14 protein-coding genes are annotated in these 14,116 nt (G+C 58.8%); 10 read left to right on the top strand and 4 right to left on the bottom strand.

Translation table 11 applies throughout. The features are described 5' to 3' along the window. Window positions 1-20 precede the first annotated feature (20 nt). Complete coding sequence (locus tag H4V98_RS17445) at window positions 21-311, bottom strand: hypothetical protein (protein WP_196864446.1); 291 nt, start codon at window positions 309-311, stop codon at window positions 21-23. 401 nt (window positions 312-712) lie between these two features. On the opposite strand from H4V98_RS17445, the gene H4V98_RS17440 reads away from it, so the two are divergent. Together H4V98_RS17440 and H4V98_RS17435 are read left to right on the top strand one after the other, a co-directional pair. After that, window positions 713-1,105: a hypothetical protein gene (locus H4V98_RS17440; protein ID WP_196864445.1), complete on the top strand. Its 393-nt coding sequence runs from the start codon at window positions 713-715 to the stop codon at window positions 1,103-1,105. A 261-nt stretch (window positions 1,106-1,366) separates the two neighbouring features. Then, on the top strand, window positions 1,367-2,458 hold the full coding sequence (locus tag H4V98_RS17435) for an AI-2E family transporter (protein ID WP_231374843.1): 1,092 nt from the start codon (window positions 1,367-1,369) through the stop codon (window positions 2,456-2,458). Window positions 2,459-2,530: 72 nt separating this feature from the next. Here the strand turns inward: H4V98_RS17435 and H4V98_RS17430 are convergent, their stop codons facing one another. After that, window positions 2,531-3,619: an NAD(P)-dependent alcohol dehydrogenase gene (locus tag H4V98_RS17430; RefSeq protein ID WP_196864444.1), complete on the bottom strand. Its 1,089-nt coding sequence runs from the start codon at window positions 3,617-3,619 to the stop codon at window positions 2,531-2,533. A gap of 71 nt (window positions 3,620-3,690) precedes the next feature. After that, window positions 3,691-4,728 (bottom strand): IS630 family transposase, encoded by a 1,038-nt coding sequence (locus H4V98_RS17425; RefSeq protein ID WP_036804692.1) that lies wholly within the window; start codon window positions 4,726-4,728, stop codon window positions 3,691-3,693. 346 nt (window positions 4,729-5,074) lie between these two features. Between H4V98_RS17425 and H4V98_RS17420 the strand changes: the two genes are divergently transcribed. Beyond that, entirely contained in the window at window positions 5,075-5,611 is a 537-nt protein-coding gene (locus tag H4V98_RS17420; protein ID WP_196864443.1) for a hypothetical protein, read from the top strand. A 57-nt stretch (window positions 5,612-5,668) separates the two neighbouring features. Here the strand turns inward: H4V98_RS17420 and H4V98_RS17415 are convergent, their stop codons facing one another. Further along, complete coding sequence (locus H4V98_RS17415) at window positions 5,669-5,977, bottom strand: EthD family reductase (protein WP_196864442.1); 309 nt, start codon at window positions 5,975-5,977, stop codon at window positions 5,669-5,671. Window positions 5,978-6,287: 310 nt separating this feature from the next. Here H4V98_RS17415 and H4V98_RS17410 point away from each other — a divergent pair, with 310 nt between their 5' ends. From H4V98_RS17410 to urtE, 7 genes are all read left to right on the top strand, one after another. Beyond that, window positions 6,288-6,716: an HI0074 family nucleotidyltransferase substrate-binding subunit gene (locus H4V98_RS17410; protein ID WP_196864441.1), complete on the top strand. Its 429-nt coding sequence runs from the start codon at window positions 6,288-6,290 to the stop codon at window positions 6,714-6,716. After that, window positions 6,713-7,042, top strand: coding sequence for a nucleotidyltransferase domain-containing protein (locus H4V98_RS17405; protein WP_280757770.1), 330 nt, complete (start codon window positions 6,713-6,715; stop codon window positions 7,040-7,042). The genes H4V98_RS17410 and H4V98_RS17405 overlap by 4 nt, the downstream gene beginning before the upstream one ends. Window positions 7,043-7,264: 222 nt before the next feature. Next, on the top strand, window positions 7,265-8,545 hold the full coding sequence (urtA, locus tag H4V98_RS17400; RefSeq protein WP_196864439.1) for an urea ABC transporter substrate-binding protein: 1,281 nt from the start codon (window positions 7,265-7,267) through the stop codon (window positions 8,543-8,545). Window positions 8,546-8,834: 289 nt separating this feature from the next. Beyond that, entirely contained in the window at window positions 8,835-10,409 is a 1,575-nt protein-coding gene (urtB, locus tag H4V98_RS17395; protein WP_196864438.1) for an urea ABC transporter permease subunit UrtB, read from the top strand. A gap of 3 nt (window positions 10,410-10,412) precedes the next feature. Beyond that, window positions 10,413-11,624, top strand: a complete 1,212-nt coding sequence (gene urtC / locus H4V98_RS17390; RefSeq protein WP_231374845.1) for an urea ABC transporter permease subunit UrtC — start codon at window positions 10,413-10,415, stop codon at window positions 11,622-11,624. After that, window positions 11,621-12,511 (top strand): urea ABC transporter ATP-binding protein UrtD, encoded by an 891-nt coding sequence (gene urtD / locus H4V98_RS17385; protein WP_196864437.1) that lies wholly within the window; start codon window positions 11,621-11,623, stop codon window positions 12,509-12,511. Before urtC ends, urtD begins: the two co-directional genes overlap by 4 nt. A gap of 711 nt (window positions 12,512-13,222) precedes the next feature. Beyond that, window positions 13,223-13,918, top strand: a complete 696-nt coding sequence (urtE, locus tag H4V98_RS17380; RefSeq protein WP_196864436.1) for an urea ABC transporter ATP-binding subunit UrtE — start codon at window positions 13,223-13,225, stop codon at window positions 13,916-13,918. Window positions 13,919-14,116: the final 198 nt, after the last annotated feature.

The following is a 14,116-nucleotide window of genomic DNA, read 5'->3' as shown; positions in this document are numbered from 1 at the left end:
AGCCGGTGCATGCAGGACGATCACTTGGGTTTGACGTAATTCATGGCCGCGTCAAATTCCTCGCGCGACAGGAAGCCGTCCTGGTTGGTGTCGGCCCGGTCGAAGTTTTTTGCCACGCCGCGAAAGCCCGAGGCTTCTTCCCGGCTGACCTTGCCGTCGCGGTTGCCGTCCATGAAACCGAAAGCCCTTTCCAGGTCGCTCGCCGAGTAGCGTGGTGCCGACATTTCCGCAGCCACCGCTTCGGCAGTCGCTGCAGCCGGAGCGTCGGCGTTTTGGGCCTGGACGTTCAAGGCCAGCAGTAAAGCCGCCATGCTCACGGCGAGCCTTGTGGCGCAGGCTTGCAAGGACGACCCGCTGGCACATACGGTGGGAACTGAGGAAATAGCCGGGTTTCGGTGAAACGGCAGGAGAAAAAGTACGGTGGAAAAATTCATGAGGGGTTTCGCTGACGCGAAGGAATCAAACATTGATGCCATTGGACGCCAGTTCGCCCGGCGAATCCAGCAAACTTGCAGCGTGTTTCGCAGCTTTACGCGGCGTGCATGCCAGCGCATACTACTTTGACCGGCTGGAAAGCCTGGCTGGTTTCAGACCGTCGCCATGCATGCGCCCGCGGCTGACAGCAGTGGCGTGGACTGTCCCACAGTGCGCGCTGGCCCGTCTTTCGACAATCAAGGCATCCCGACGGATTTCAAAAGCACAAGGAAACACCATGGCAACCAGCAGCATTCTGGGCGGCTCCGCCCCTGAGGAAATCATCGGAAAAGACGTTCATGCCCTTGGCCCCAGCGACAACTCCGACAGTGGAAGCGATGCGGTAGGCGCTTACGGTGACGACGAGTTGTCCAGCGACAGCGACGCTGCAGGCACTGGCGAACGCACTTCGGCAGGCAATGGTCTGGGCCTGGACCCGACTGATACGGATATCTTGCCCGACCATATCGAAGTGGCTCCTGGCGCTGCGATTGACGCTGACGGCGATGCGAATGAAGACCTCGACGACTTGAGTGAAGTCGACGAGTTGGCCGATGACAGCGCCGACCTGGACAGCGACATGGAATTTGACAAAAAAGACGCTGATGAAGATGCCAGCGACTCGCGGTGATGCGGTTGCACCCTGAAACCCCGCCTTTTCTCCGGGCAATGGTTTCAGCTTTGCGCCAAGGCCCTCTGAAGTGCACTGCTATTACGACCATATTTCCAATTGATGACCGGGCCGCACAAGCCTTTCGCTACCTGTTCTCGAGCAAGACTGTCGATGCAATCTTTTGAGCAGTCGCCTGTTTAATGCGATTTCGGCAACAGCACGGGCAATGGGTGCCGTTACCATGGGCGTTCCCGTTTTTACAACCCTTTGCGCAACCCTATGAAACTTTCAAAAATGGCCAATTCTTCCCGCCTGGAAGACCGGTCTTTCCTGCTGCTGCTGGCCGTGGTTTCGCTGGGCTTTTTCTGGGTGCTCTGGCCTTATTATGGCGCGGTGTTCTGGGGCGCAGTGCTGGCCATTTTGTTCAACACGCTGTTCATCAGCCTGCTCAGAAAGATGCCAAAAAAACGCACGCTGGCGGCCTTGCTGACGCTTTCCATCATTCTGGTTTTGGTCATACTGCCTGTCGGGTTGGTCAGCGCCATGCTGACGCAGGAAGCTGCCAGCATGTACCAGCGGGTTCAGTCCGGCGAGCTCAGTTTCAGCCGCTATTTTCAGCAAATCTACAGCGCGCTGCCTTCATGGGTGACCAGCATTCTCAACCGCTCAGGCCTTGACAATCTTGTGCTGATTCAGCAACGCGTGACCAGCAGCCTGACGCAGGGAAGCCAGTTCATCGCTACCCAGGCCGTGAGCATCGGTCAAAATGCCTTTGATTTTTTCGTCAGCTTTTTCATCATGCTGTACCTCCTGTTTTTCTTTCTGCGCGATGGCGGAGCCCTGTCGCGACGCATCAAGGAAGCGATACCGCTTGAGGCAGAGATCAAGCTGCAGTTGTTCAGTAAATTCACCACCGTCATCCGCGCTACCGTCAAGGGCAACATCGTGGTAGCCGTGGTGCAGGGCATATTGGGCGGGTTGATTCTTTGGTTCCTTGACATCCATGCACCGATTTTGTGGGGCACGCTGATGGCCTTCCTGTCGCTGCTGCCGGCAATTGGCGCGGCCATCGTCTGGATTCCGGTCGCCATCTACTTTTTGGCCACCGGTGCCATCTGGCAAGGTGTGCTCTTGATTGCATATGGTGTACTGGTAATCGGCTTGGTCGACAACATTTTGCGCCCGGTGTTGGTCGGCAAGGACACCAAGATGCCCGACTATGTGGTGCTGGTTTCAACCATTGGCGGCATGTCGTTGTTCGGACTCAACGGTTTTGTCATTGGCCCGGTGATCGGCGCCATGTTCATGGCGGCATGGGACATTTTTGTGAAGTCCCGGCATGAAAAACCTGTCGAATTGCCACCTGCCTGACCGGCTTGAAGCATTGGTTTTTTAAGCAAAAAGCCTGTTTCCGCAAGTGATGCGGAAACAGGCAGCTATCGATCAGATAGCAGGCTGAACGGGTGTCGCTTGCTGACCTGCGGACAGCGTTGCCATGTCCACTACAAAGCGGTACTTCACATCACCCTTGAGCATGCGCTCGTAGGCTGTCTCGATCTCGTCCATGCGGATCGCCTCGATGTCCGAAACCAGCCCGTGCTGCGCGCAAAAATCCAGCATTTCCTGCGTTTCCCGGATGCCGCCAATCAGCGAGCCTGCCAGGCGGCGGCGCTTCATGATCAGGTTGAACACGCCGGGCGATGGATGCGGACTGGCAGGCGCGCCGACCAGTGTCATGGTGCCGTCGAGCTTGAGCAGCACCAAAAAAGCGTCCAGGTCATGCGGCGCGGCCACCGTGTTCAAAATAAAGTCAAAACTGCCGGTATGCGCGGCCATTTCATCGGGGTTTTTCGATACCACCACCTCCTTGGCACCCAGGCGCAAGGCGTCCTCGCGCTTGTTCTCCGAGGTGGTGAACAGCACCACATGCGCGCCCATGGCAGCGGCAATCTTCACGCCCATGTGGCCCAACCCGCCCAGGCCGACAATGCCGACCTTGTGGCCCGGTCCAACCTTCCACTGACGCAGCGGTGAATAGGTGGTGATGCCGGCGCACAGCAGCGGCGCGACGGCGGCCAGGTCGGCTTCAGCGTGTGAAATGTGCAGCACGAAGGACTCGCGCACCACGATGTGGCTTGAATAGCCGCCGTAGGTGTTGGCGCCAGTGCCTTGCGCAGGGCCGTTGTAAGTGCCGGTGAAGCCGTTGTCGCAGTACTGCTCCAGGCCGTCTGCACAAGGCGTGCAATGCTGGCAGCTGTCTACCATGCATCCCACACCGACGATGTCGCCGACCTTGAACTTGCTCACCAGATCGCCAACGGCCGTGACGCGCCCGACAATTTCATGTCCGGGCACCGAGGGATAGACGGTGTTTTTCCATTCATTGCGCGCCGTGTGCAAATCGGAGTGACAGACGCCGCAGTGCAGGATGTCGAGCGCCACATCAAGCTGGCCGGGTGAGCGGCGGTCGAAGGAGAAAGGCGCAAGTGGGGTTTCGGCCGAAGTGGCAGAGTATGCGAGTGTTTGGGGCATGACGAAATCCATATCTTCAATGTTGGCAAGCCATTCATCCTAGCCTTTTATTGATCCGGCCCGATGAAGTATCAAGCGGCATAGCGAACACGCCGATCCTGGAAATAGGCGATAACTCGCTCAGGCGTGCGTTCGAGCAACGTCATGTGCTCATTGGCAGCATCGCGTAATTTGGCTTTGCTGCGCACCGGTACGCGCTTTCCCAACTCTTGCTTGAGGTCCGCGTTCAGGCGTTCCTCCGGGTTGAGTTGCGGGCTGTAGCTGGGTAAATAGAACAGTTCGATGTCCTCCTTATGTTCAGCCACCCACGCCTTGACGATTTTGCTGTGATGAACCCGCAAGTTGTCCAAAATCAAAAACACCTTTTTTTCCGCATCCTTGATCAGCGCTTGCAAGAATTCGATGAGCTTGTCCGCGTCAAACGCATCGTCAATGATCATCCAGCGGGTCTTTCCCTGGTTGGTCACCGTGGCAATCATCGAGAGCTTTTGCCGGGTGCCGCCGATGGTCCTGGCCACGGGCGTTTTCCCAGCGGGCGCAAAGCTTCTGCCGCGCACATCCGTGTTGACAAGCGCCGTCTCGTCACCCCAATGGATTTCAGCGCCCTCCTGACGGGCACGTTGCTCTATCGCCGGGTACTCCCCTTCGAGCCAGGCTTGCACCGCTTCAGGGTTTTGTTCGTAGGCGCGCTTGATAGGCTTTTGAGGAGTAAAACCCCAGCGGGCCAGGTATTTGCCAACGCTGCGCACCTGCAGCTTGACCCCGTACTCCTGCTCGATGAGTTGGCCCACGGCCGCCCGGCTCCACAGGAAGAAATCCATCTTGAGCTGCTCAGGGCGTTGGTCGATGATGCTGCGCTGAACGTTGCCTTCCTGGGCTTGGCTCAGGGTGCGCCCAAGACCCTGGCTGCGCCCTCGCAAGGCCGGTCGGATCGCCGGCCAGCCGCCCGCATCAAAGAGATCGATGCACCTGCGCACAGCCGGGTAGCTCAGACCCGTCATGGAGACAATTTGCATGATGCCTATTGCCCTTTTGTGCAGCCTCACGACTTGCTTACGCCGCTCGTGAAGCTGCTCCAGCGTCTGCTTTCTTGCATTTTCTTTTTCCATCTTTCTTCGATAGAGAAAATTCAATAAAGTTCATACTTCATTGGGCCGTATCAATAGGTGGTCTGACGCATGAGTTTTTCGCCTAAACCTGCGTAGGACCGGACTTTATTAAAACACGTCTTTTTAAGAAGCTTTTACATGTTTTTCGCTCATCAGACATGGCTTATTAGCTATTTATTTTATAGCAACTAGTCGGCAGATTTTTACAATTCTGGCCGGATTTGCCGCTGCAGTCTTTTTGAAATTCATCCTTGTTTGGGGGATATCCACCGACAGATAGTTTGGTCACGATACCTCGAGGGTGCGTAAAAGTGCAGTGAAAGAAAATTTACAAGGGGAGAAAAAAATGCTTATCTTCAGCGGTCATGAGATTGAAGGCAGAAGCGCCATGCCAGCTGACAAACAACTGTTTACAGCTGGTTCGGATCCGCTGGCACAGGCCCTCCGGAAGCTTGCGCCACAGACACAGCAAGCCGACTGGAAAGTGATGCAAATGGACTGCGACGTGGACAACACCGAAGCCATGAATGAATTGTTACAGCTGTTTCAGCAAGCGCGACCTTTACTGCTCTACCTGCATGGCTACAACAGCACGCCGGCTGCCTGTTTTGAACGTTGTGACCACCTGGAATCGCTCTACGGCCTGGAAGTGGTGCGATTTTCCTGGTCAGCTAAAAAGCACCTGCCAAACGATGGAATGCACCCTGGTTTCGATGCCCAAGCCGGGCTTGACCTGGAGCAGCAACTTGGCCGCTTGTTTGGCGCAGAAAAAAGTTTTTCATCCAGAAAACATCTCGCACTGCCTGATCCCGTCGCCTGGGATATGGACAACGTGAATTGCTCATGGTGGCTGCTGATGGCCTTGCCAGGCATGCGCCATTGAGCCTGCGCGGCGCTCCGAAACGAGCTGGGGATGTACCTGTTGCTGCGCTTGCCCAGATCAGATCAGGCGCGTTTCGCCCATCATCAGGTCTACGCCTGCACCGGCAAAATTGGCCAGATCAGCCGCTGTGGCCTGTCCTTGCGGTGACGCCATGGCGGCCTGAATGGCCGCCATGGAATCGAACTCCAGGCTGGCAACCAGATACGCGCCATGCTTGCCAGACGCGCCCATCACGTCGCCCTGCGTGACTTCATAGCTGCGCAGGCCCGGCAACAGCTTGGCCAGCACTACATGCTTGTTGAAGTAGTGTTCATCGAATGCGGCGGTGTCAATGGGTTGCTGGTAAACCGCGAAAAGCTTGGCCATGGGTTATTCCTGATTTTTTAAAAGTTGATCCGAGACCGCTTTGCGCTGCTCAGCCGTGTAATTTAGCAGCTGCGCGGGTGGGGTGGCGTGTCTATTTCAGACTGGCAGGGCTGCGGAGCGGCGCGCATGATGCGAAACTGCAGAGAAGATTTTCCAGAAAATTGTTGAAGTTTTTTTGGATCGCTCACTCTTTATCCTGTTCCCCAGGTAGCTATCTATTTTATAGCAAATGGTTGTTGCTTGATGCAGGGCATTCAAGCAGCTAACGCCTGTTGCACAATTCATTCAACATTTTTAAAAAAGTCCCGCTATGGGCCTTGACTTCACTGCCTTGCGCAGCGCCATCGGGCAGCTTGAAAAAAGCCTGGCCTATGCCTGTTCACCCGCCGCACTGGCCGATGCCGGTTTGCGTGAACAACTGCGCAACTCGGTGATCCAGTGCTTTGAATTCACCTACGAACTCAGCTGGAAAATGCTCAAGCGCTATCTGGAGTCCACTGAAGCCAGCCCGGCTGAACTGGATACTGCCAGCTTTCAAAATCTGATCCGGCTGGGAAACGAGCGCGGCTTGCTGCGTTCAGACTGGCGGCACTGGAAAACCTACCGGCAGGCGCGCACTGACAGCAGCCACACCTGCGATGCCGCCAAGGCCGAGGCCGTATTTGCAATGGCGCCCGATTTTCTGGCAGAAGCCCAGGCGCTGCTTCAAGAATTGACCCGCCGCAGCGCCCAGACGTGAAGCGTGTCATGACGACCGAAGTGCCTATCGACATTTCCCCCCGTGATTGGGTTGACGTATTGAACATCTTGCGTGAGCAAGTTCCCGGCCTGGAGGTATGGGCCTTTGGTTCTCGTGCCCGGCGCGCTGCCAAGCCGTATTCCGATCTTGACCTGGCATTGATGACCCCCCAGCCGCTGACGCTGGCGCAACTGGCCGCCATCACCGATGCCTTCGAAACCTCCAACCTGTCGATTCGCGTGGATGTGGTGGACTGGGCGGCCACCAGCGAGGCTTTTCGCCGCATCATTGAGCGAGACCGGGTGGTGGTGCAGACGGCTGCGTGAAACCGTACTGAAAGTTGCGTGGGTACATTTATAAAGCTTCATGTTTGCAGCGCTTGCAGGGCGTGCATCAACAGTCATCCCCGCCACGCCTCATACGCCACCCGGCGTATTTCCCAATGCCCCGCTTTTCCCTAAAGTCCATTCATCGCGACACAAAAGGCCCTGTTTCCCAGGCCCCGTCCCGCGAAAAGCCAACTTGTCAAACCCACCGGAGAAGCACACATGCAACGTCGATTCACCCTCAAGGCGCTCACTGCCGCCGTCGCCCTGGCTACGCTGCCTGCGCTATCGGCTCATGCGGCGGAGGACACCATCAAGGTCGGCATCCTGCACAGCCTGTCGGGCACCATGGCGATTTCCGAGACCGTGCTGAAAGACACCGTCCTGATGGCGATTGACGAGATCAATGCCAAGGGCGGCGTGCTCGGCAAGAAGCTGGAACCCGTCGTTGTCGATCCGGCCTCCAACTGGCCGCTGTTTGCTGAAAAAACCAAGCAGCTGCTCGGCCAGGACAAGGTTGCCGTCATCTTCGGCTGCTGGACCAGCGTCAGCCGCAAGTCGGTGCTGCCGGTGGTCGAGGAAATGAACGGCCTGCTGTTCTACCCGGTGCAGTACGAAGGTGAAGAGTTGAGCAAGAACGTGTTCTACACGGGTGCAGCGCCTAACCAGCAGGCCATTCCTGCCGTTGACTATTTGATGAGCAAGGCCGGCGGCGGCGCCAAGCGCTGGGTGCTGCTGGGCACCGACTATGTGTACCCGCGCACCACCAACAAGATTTTGCGCGCCTACCTCAAGAGCAAGGGCGTGGCCGACAAGGACATCGACGAGAAATACACGCCCTTCGGCCATTCGGACTACCAGACCATCGTGGCTGACGTGAAGAAGTTCTCGCAGGGTGGCAAGACGGCGGTGGTCTCGACCATCAACGGCGACTCCAACGTGCCTTTCTACAAGGAACTGGGCAATGCCGGCCTGAAGGCCAAGGACGTGCCGGTCGTCGCTTTCTCGGTCGGTGAAGAGGAACTGCGCGGCGTGGACACCAAGCCGCTGGTCGGCCACCTGGCGGCCTGGAACTACTTCATGTCGATCAAGAGCCCGGCCAACACCGAGTTCATCAACAAATGGTCTGCCTACGCCAAGGCCAAGAAGCTACCCGGCGCCGACAAGCCTTTGACCAACGACCCGATGGAAGCCACCTACATCGGCATCAACATGTGGAAGCAGGCGGTTGAAAAAGCCAAGTCCACCGACACCGACAAGGTGATTGCCGCCATGGCCGGCCAGACCTTCAACGCACCATCGGGCATTGTGTCCAAGATGGACGAGAAGAACCACCACCTGCACAAGTCGGTGTTCATCGGCGAGATCAAGGCCGACGGCCAGTTCAACGTGGTCTGGAAAACGCCTGGTCCGGTCAAGGCCAAGCCATGGAGCCCGTACATCGAAGGCAACGACAAGAAGCCTGACGAGCCGGTCAAGGGCACAAGCGTCGCCAAGAAGTAAATCCGGATTCGGGAACGGCCCCCACCCCGTCCCATCCCCGGTGGGGGAGGGAGGGAGGGATGCAGAAGTTTCCGATGTACCCATGTCATGCCGGGCTGAGCCTGCCCCTGACCTGATCCGGGGACCCGGCATCCATGAATTCGGGGCCATGGATTGCGGGTGCTGAAACCCCGGACCTGATCCGGGGCCGCAATGACAGCCATTTGAAATCGGCGTGACCGCTTTTCAATGAAGTTGCAGTCTGGGCGTGCCGCCACGGGCCGTGCCCGCCCAACCTACAGGTTTTTTCATGCGACTTCGACACCTATTCCTCATTGCTACCCTTTTCATAGCTGGTGCCGCCCATGCCTTAAGCGCAGACGAGGTAAAAGGCATCGCATTTGGCGATGTTGAAGCGCGCGTGACGGCGCTGAACAAGGCCGCAGCCGACGCAGATGAGAAAACTGTCGCTTTCATCCAGGCGCTGTCTGATGATGCCGTCAAGACGCGCGGCGACAAGGTGTTCGTCATCCAGGGCGGCAAAGCGCTGGACCCGCTCAGCGGCGCCGAAGTACCTTTGCCGCCAGATGCCGAAGACGTGATCAACCCCAATTATTTGCGCAGCGAGATGGACAACGCGCTGGCCGCGCTCAAGCTGCTGTCCAAAGACGAGGCGACGCGCGCCGCCGCCATCAAGACATTGACCGGCGAGACCGACGAGGCACGCCTGCCGCTGATCGACAAAGCCTATGCCGCAGAGACTGTTCCACAGCTCAAGGACAAGCTGGAGATGATGCGCGCCGCCATCCTGCTGGGCAGCAGTGACAAGGCCCGGCGCCTGGACGCCGCGGCCCAGCTTGCAGGCAGCAAGAACCCCATCACCAAGACCGTGCTGATCGAGCGCTTGCCGCTGGAAACCGATGCCGATGTGAAAGTCGCGCTCAAGGCGGCGCTGGCCAGGGTCGAGGCGTCGCTGGCCTGGGGCGACAGGCTGGGCGCGATGTTCAGCGGCATCAGCCTGGGCAGCATTTTGCTGCTGGTGGCGCTGGGGCTGGCGATCACCTACGGCCTGATGGGCGTCATCAACATGGCGCATGGCGAGCTGATGATGATTGGCGCCTACGCCACCTACGTGGTGCAGGGCCTGTTCCAGAAATACCTGCCCGGCGCCTTCGACTGGTATTTGCTGGCCGCCGTGCCGGTGGCGTTCCTCGCCTCGGCGCTGATGGGTGCGCTGCTGGAACGCAGCGTGATCCGCTTCCTCTATGGCCGGCCGCTGGAGACGCTGCTGGCGACCTGGGGCATCAGCCTGATGCTGCAGCAACTGGTGCGCTCGATCTTTGGCGCGCAAAACGTCGGTGTTGAAAACCCGGTCTGGATGAGCGGCGGCGTGCAGGTGCTGGGCAATTTGTCGCTGCCTTACAACCGGCTGGTGATCATTGCTTTTGCGGTAGCCGTGCTGCTCGGCGTGGCCTGGCTGATCAGCAAGACGCGGCTTGGCCTGTTCGTGCGCGGCGTGACGCAAAACCGCCCGATAGCCGCCTGCATGGGCGTGAACACCGCGCGCATCGACACCTACGCCTTTGCGCTGGGTTCCGGCATTGCCGGTCTGGCCGGTTGCGCGCTGAGCCAGGTCGGCAACGTCGGCCCGGATTTGGGGCAGGGTTATATCGTCGATGCCTTCATGGTCGTCGTGCTGGGCGGCGTCGGTCAACTCGCCGGAACGGTGTATGCCGCCATGGGCCTGGGCATTCTGAACAAATTCCTCGAAGGCTGGACCGGTGCCGTGCTGGCCAAGATCGCCGTGCTGGTGTTCATCATCATCTTCATCCAGAAGCGGCCCCAGGGCATCTTCGCCATGAAAGGCCGTTCGGCAGAGGCATAAATCATGAGCACACCATTCCCCACCATCAACGAATCCTTGCTTGCGGAGCAGGGCACCGATCTGACGCCTGAAGCGCCAGTTCAGGCCCTCCCGCCAGCGCCATCCAGCCCCGGGCGCGCCCTGCTTCCTGGCAAAGGGCCGCTGCTCACCCGTACCGGCTGGAGCGCCTTCATGGCGGCGCTGATCGCGGTCTGCGCCGTGGCGCCGGTGCTCAACCTCTGGGTACCCGAAGGCCATGCGCTGCACCTGAGCACCTATGCGGTGGCGCTGCTCGGCAAAATCATGTGCTATGCCATCGCAGCCCTCGCCATGGACCTGATCTGGGGCTACACCGGCATCCTGTCGCTCGGCCACGGTGTGTTTTTTGCGCTCGGCGGCTATGTGATGGGCATGTACCTGATGCGCCAGATTGGCGCCGACGGCAACTACAAAAGCGACCTGCCGGACTTCATGGTGTTCCTCGACTGGAAGGAATTGCCCTGGCACTGGACCTTCAGCGACAGCTTTGCCGCCACGCTGATTTTGATCGTCGCGGTGCCGGGCGTCGTCGCCTTTGTGTTTGGCTACTTCGCGTTTCGTTCGCGCATCAAGGGCGTTTACTTTTCCATCATCACGCAGGCCATGACCTTTGCCGCGATGCTTCTGTTCTTTCGCAATGAAACCGGCTTTGGCGGCAACAACGGCTTCACCGACTTCAAGCGCATCCTGGACATCCCGATTGCGACGCCGACCATGCGCATGACGCTCTTCGTCATGACCGGCCTCACGCTGCTGGGTTTCTTTTTGTTTGCCAAGTGGCTGGTCGGCAGCAAGTTCGGCCGGGTGCTGCAAGCCATTCGCGATGCGGAAACGCGGGTCATGTTCTCGGGCTACAGCCCGCTGGGCTACAAGCTGACGATCTGGGTGATTTCGGCCATTATGTGCGGCGTGGCGGGGGCGTTGTACGTGCCGCAGGTCGGCATCATCAACCCCGGCGAAATGAGCCCAGCCAATTCAATTGAAATTGCGATTTGGGCAGCGGTCGGCGGCCGCGCCAGCCTGATCGGGCCGATCGTGGGAGCGTTCATCGTCAACGGCGCCAAGAGCTGGCTGACGGTGGCGTATCCCGAGTTCTGGCTGTATTTTCTGGGCGCCCTGTTCATTGGCGTGACGCTGTTCCTGCCCAATGGGGTTGTCGGGCTGGTGAAGAAACTTCGCAATAAAGGTGAGCAATGACCCCCGATCTTCTAGAAGCGGGCGCGCGCCGGTTGCAAGCCCATGGCGCATCGCCAGCGGGGCTGAACAACACCGAGTCCGGCGGGCGCAGCGCCAGCACCGGCCGCATTGCCACGCCGGGCGAAGTCGATGTGACCCATGGCCGCATCCTGTACCTGGAAAATGTCAGCGTCAGCTTCGACGGTTTCAAGGCCATCAACCAGCTGAGCCTGGACATTGCGCCGGGCGAATTGCGCTGCATCATCGGCCCGAATGGCGCGGGCAAGACGACGATGATGGACATCATCACCGGCAAAACCCGGCCCGATGAAGGCACGGTTTTTTTTGGCAGCACGATTGATTTGCTGCGTCACAAGGAAGCCGAAATTGCCCAGCTGGGCATTGGCCGCAAGTTTCAGAAGCCCACGGTGTTCGAGCAGCTCACGGTGTTTGAAAACCTGGAGCTGGCGCTCAAGACCCACAAGGGCCGAGACCGGGAGGTGTGGTCGTCGATGTTCTTCAAGCTCGATTCGCAGCAAAGCGACCGGCTGGCTGAAATGCTGGTGACGATTCACCTGGCGGGCAGCGTGAACCGCCTGGCCGGCAATCTGAGCCACGGACAAAAGCAGTGGCTGGAAATCGGCATGCTCTTGATGCAGGACCCGAAGCTGCTGCTGCTTGATGAACCTGTCGCTGGCATGACGGACGAGGAAACGGCGCGCACGGCCGAGCTGTTTTTGACGCTCAAAGGCAAGCATTCGCTGATGGTGGTCGAGCACGACATGGGCTTTATCCGCACGATTTCGGAGATCGTCACGGTGCTGTGCGACGGGTCTGTGTTGGCGCAGGGGACGCTGGACCAGGTGCAGGCGGATGAGCGGGTGATTGAGGTTTATCTTGGGCGGTGATCTGGGCTTTGGCGGCTTTGGTGTTTGCTCGTGGCTGGGTTACCGCTGCTTGCACTTGCTGGCCGGGGGTAGCCCGGCGGCTACTCACTTTCTTTTGCTTCGCCAAAAGAAAGTAAGCAAAGAAAAGGCGACCCGACTTTCCGGGTCCCTGCGCTGCGCTGCGGGCAACCTGCGCTGCCCCGGAAAAACGGGGGTCGGCGCAAACTCGCTTCACTGCGTTGCGCTCAAACAGCGCGCCGCCCTGATCCCGTTTTTCCGGGGCATCGCAGGCCCGGACAGACGGGACAGGCGGGGAAAAAAGCCAACAGCCACCGCGCCCAGGTGCGAATTATGAATGCTACTAATTCAATAGCTGCTTGTGCAGGCGTATCAAGCGGAAACAGCACTTTCGATGAAAAAGTGACCGCATGTGACCCCGAATCCGAATCCGCTCCCGCAAGCCCCGTTCTGGCTGAGCCTGTGATGATGGGCAAAAGCGGGATCAGGGCCGCGCGCTGTTTGAGCCGCAGGCGAGTTTGCGCGGACCCCCGCTTTTGCCCCTCATCACAGGTTGCCCGAAGCGCAGCGAAGGGACCCAGGCAGCCGGGTCGCCTTTTCTTTGCTTACTTTCTTTTGGCGAAGCAAAAGAAAGTGAGTAGCCGCCGGGCTACCCCCGGCCAGCAGGTGCAAGCAAAGCCACAGCCACACCAAAATCGCCAAAAGGACAAAGTCATGCTGAAAGTCAAAAATATCAACCAATATTACGGCGGCGGCTCCCACATCCTGCGCGATGTGAGCCTCGAAGCGCACCTCGGCAAGGTCACCGTCCTGCTCGGCCGCAACGGCGTCGGCAAGACCACGCTGCTCAAATCCCTCATGGGCCTGGTGCCCATCAAGACCGGCAGCATCGAATTCAACGGCAAAGCCATCCATAAAGACACGCCTTACGAGCGCGCCAGGGCCGGCATAGGCTTCGTCCCCCAGGGGCGCGAAATCTTTGCCAGGCTCACAGTCGAGGAAAACCTGCGCATGGGCCTGGCGTACAAAAGCGCCAGCACGCCGATTCCTGCCGAACTGTTCGGGTTGTTCCCGGTGCTCAAGCAGATGCTGCACCGCCGGGGCGGCGACCTGTCGGGCGGGCAGCAGCAGCAACTCGCCATTGCTAGAGCCCTGGCCGCCAAGCCCAGGCTGCTGATTCTGGACGAGCCGACCGAAGGCATCCAGCCCAGCATCATCAAGGACATCGGCCGCGTCATCCGCATGCTGGCCGACCGGGGTGACATGGCGATTTTGCTGGTCGAGCAGTACTACGACTTTGCCGAGGAACTGGCTGACGATTACATGGTCATGGAACGCGGCGAGTTCATTGCGCGCGGGCTGGGCAAGAACATGCCCGCCGACGGCGTGCGGCAACTGGTGGCTATCTGACCGCTGTCCAGGCGACACGGCAATTGCCTGTTCCTGATGGGCGCGCTGCGCTTTGCCTGAGCTGACAGCCACAAGCCGCACGGTTTTGCCTGTCTTGCGACAGGAAAAAACTCTGGACAGCTGGGGGATACTATCGGGCTATTTCCACAGGGCGCGTCAACCACGCGCTCGATTCGATGAACGTTTTTCACTCTTACC

The sequence above is a fragment of the Polaromonas sp. CG_23.6 genome (assembly GCF_029892315.1).
Lineage (GTDB): Bacteria > Pseudomonadota > Gammaproteobacteria > Burkholderiales > Burkholderiaceae_C > Polaromonas.
The sequence above is the reverse complement of the archived record's forward strand: the minus strand, read 5'-3'. Positions and strand labels throughout refer to the sequence as shown.

What these genes read in the sequence shown, in the direction of transcription:
- H4V98_RS17445 (WP_196864446.1), bottom strand. Translation starts at nt 311, where the DNA reads ATGGCGGCTTTACTGCTGGCCTTGAACGTCCAGGCCCAAAACGCCGAC.
- H4V98_RS17440 (WP_196864445.1), top strand. Translation starts at nt 713, where the DNA reads ATGGCAACCAGCAGCATTCTGGGCGGCTCCGCCCCTGAGGAAATCATC.
- H4V98_RS17435 (WP_231374843.1), top strand. Translation starts at nt 1,367, where the DNA reads ATGAAACTTTCAAAAATGGCCAATTCTTCCCGCCTGGAAGACCGGTCT.
- H4V98_RS17430 (WP_196864444.1), bottom strand. Translation starts at nt 3,619, where the DNA reads ATGCCCCAAACACTCGCATACTCTGCCACTTCGGCCGAAACCCCACTT.
- H4V98_RS17425 (WP_036804692.1), bottom strand. Translation starts at nt 4,728, where the DNA reads ATGGAAAAAGAAAATGCAAGAAAGCAGACGCTGGAGCAGCTTCACGAG.
- H4V98_RS17420 (WP_196864443.1), top strand. Translation starts at nt 5,075, where the DNA reads ATGCTTATCTTCAGCGGTCATGAGATTGAAGGCAGAAGCGCCATGCCA.
- H4V98_RS17415 (WP_196864442.1), bottom strand. Translation starts at nt 5,977, where the DNA reads ATGGCCAAGCTTTTCGCGGTTTACCAGCAACCCATTGACACCGCCGCA.
- H4V98_RS17410 (WP_196864441.1), top strand. Translation starts at nt 6,288, where the DNA reads ATGGGCCTTGACTTCACTGCCTTGCGCAGCGCCATCGGGCAGCTTGAA.
- urtA (WP_196864439.1), top strand. Translation starts at nt 7,265, where the DNA reads ATGCAACGTCGATTCACCCTCAAGGCGCTCACTGCCGCCGTCGCCCTG.
- urtB (WP_196864438.1), top strand. Translation starts at nt 8,835, where the DNA reads ATGCGACTTCGACACCTATTCCTCATTGCTACCCTTTTCATAGCTGGT.
- urtC (WP_231374845.1), top strand. Translation starts at nt 10,413, where the DNA reads ATGAGCACACCATTCCCCACCATCAACGAATCCTTGCTTGCGGAGCAG.
- urtD (WP_196864437.1), top strand. Translation starts at nt 11,621, where the DNA reads ATGACCCCCGATCTTCTAGAAGCGGGCGCGCGCCGGTTGCAAGCCCAT.
- urtE (WP_196864436.1), top strand. Translation starts at nt 13,223, where the DNA reads ATGCTGAAAGTCAAAAATATCAACCAATATTACGGCGGCGGCTCCCAC.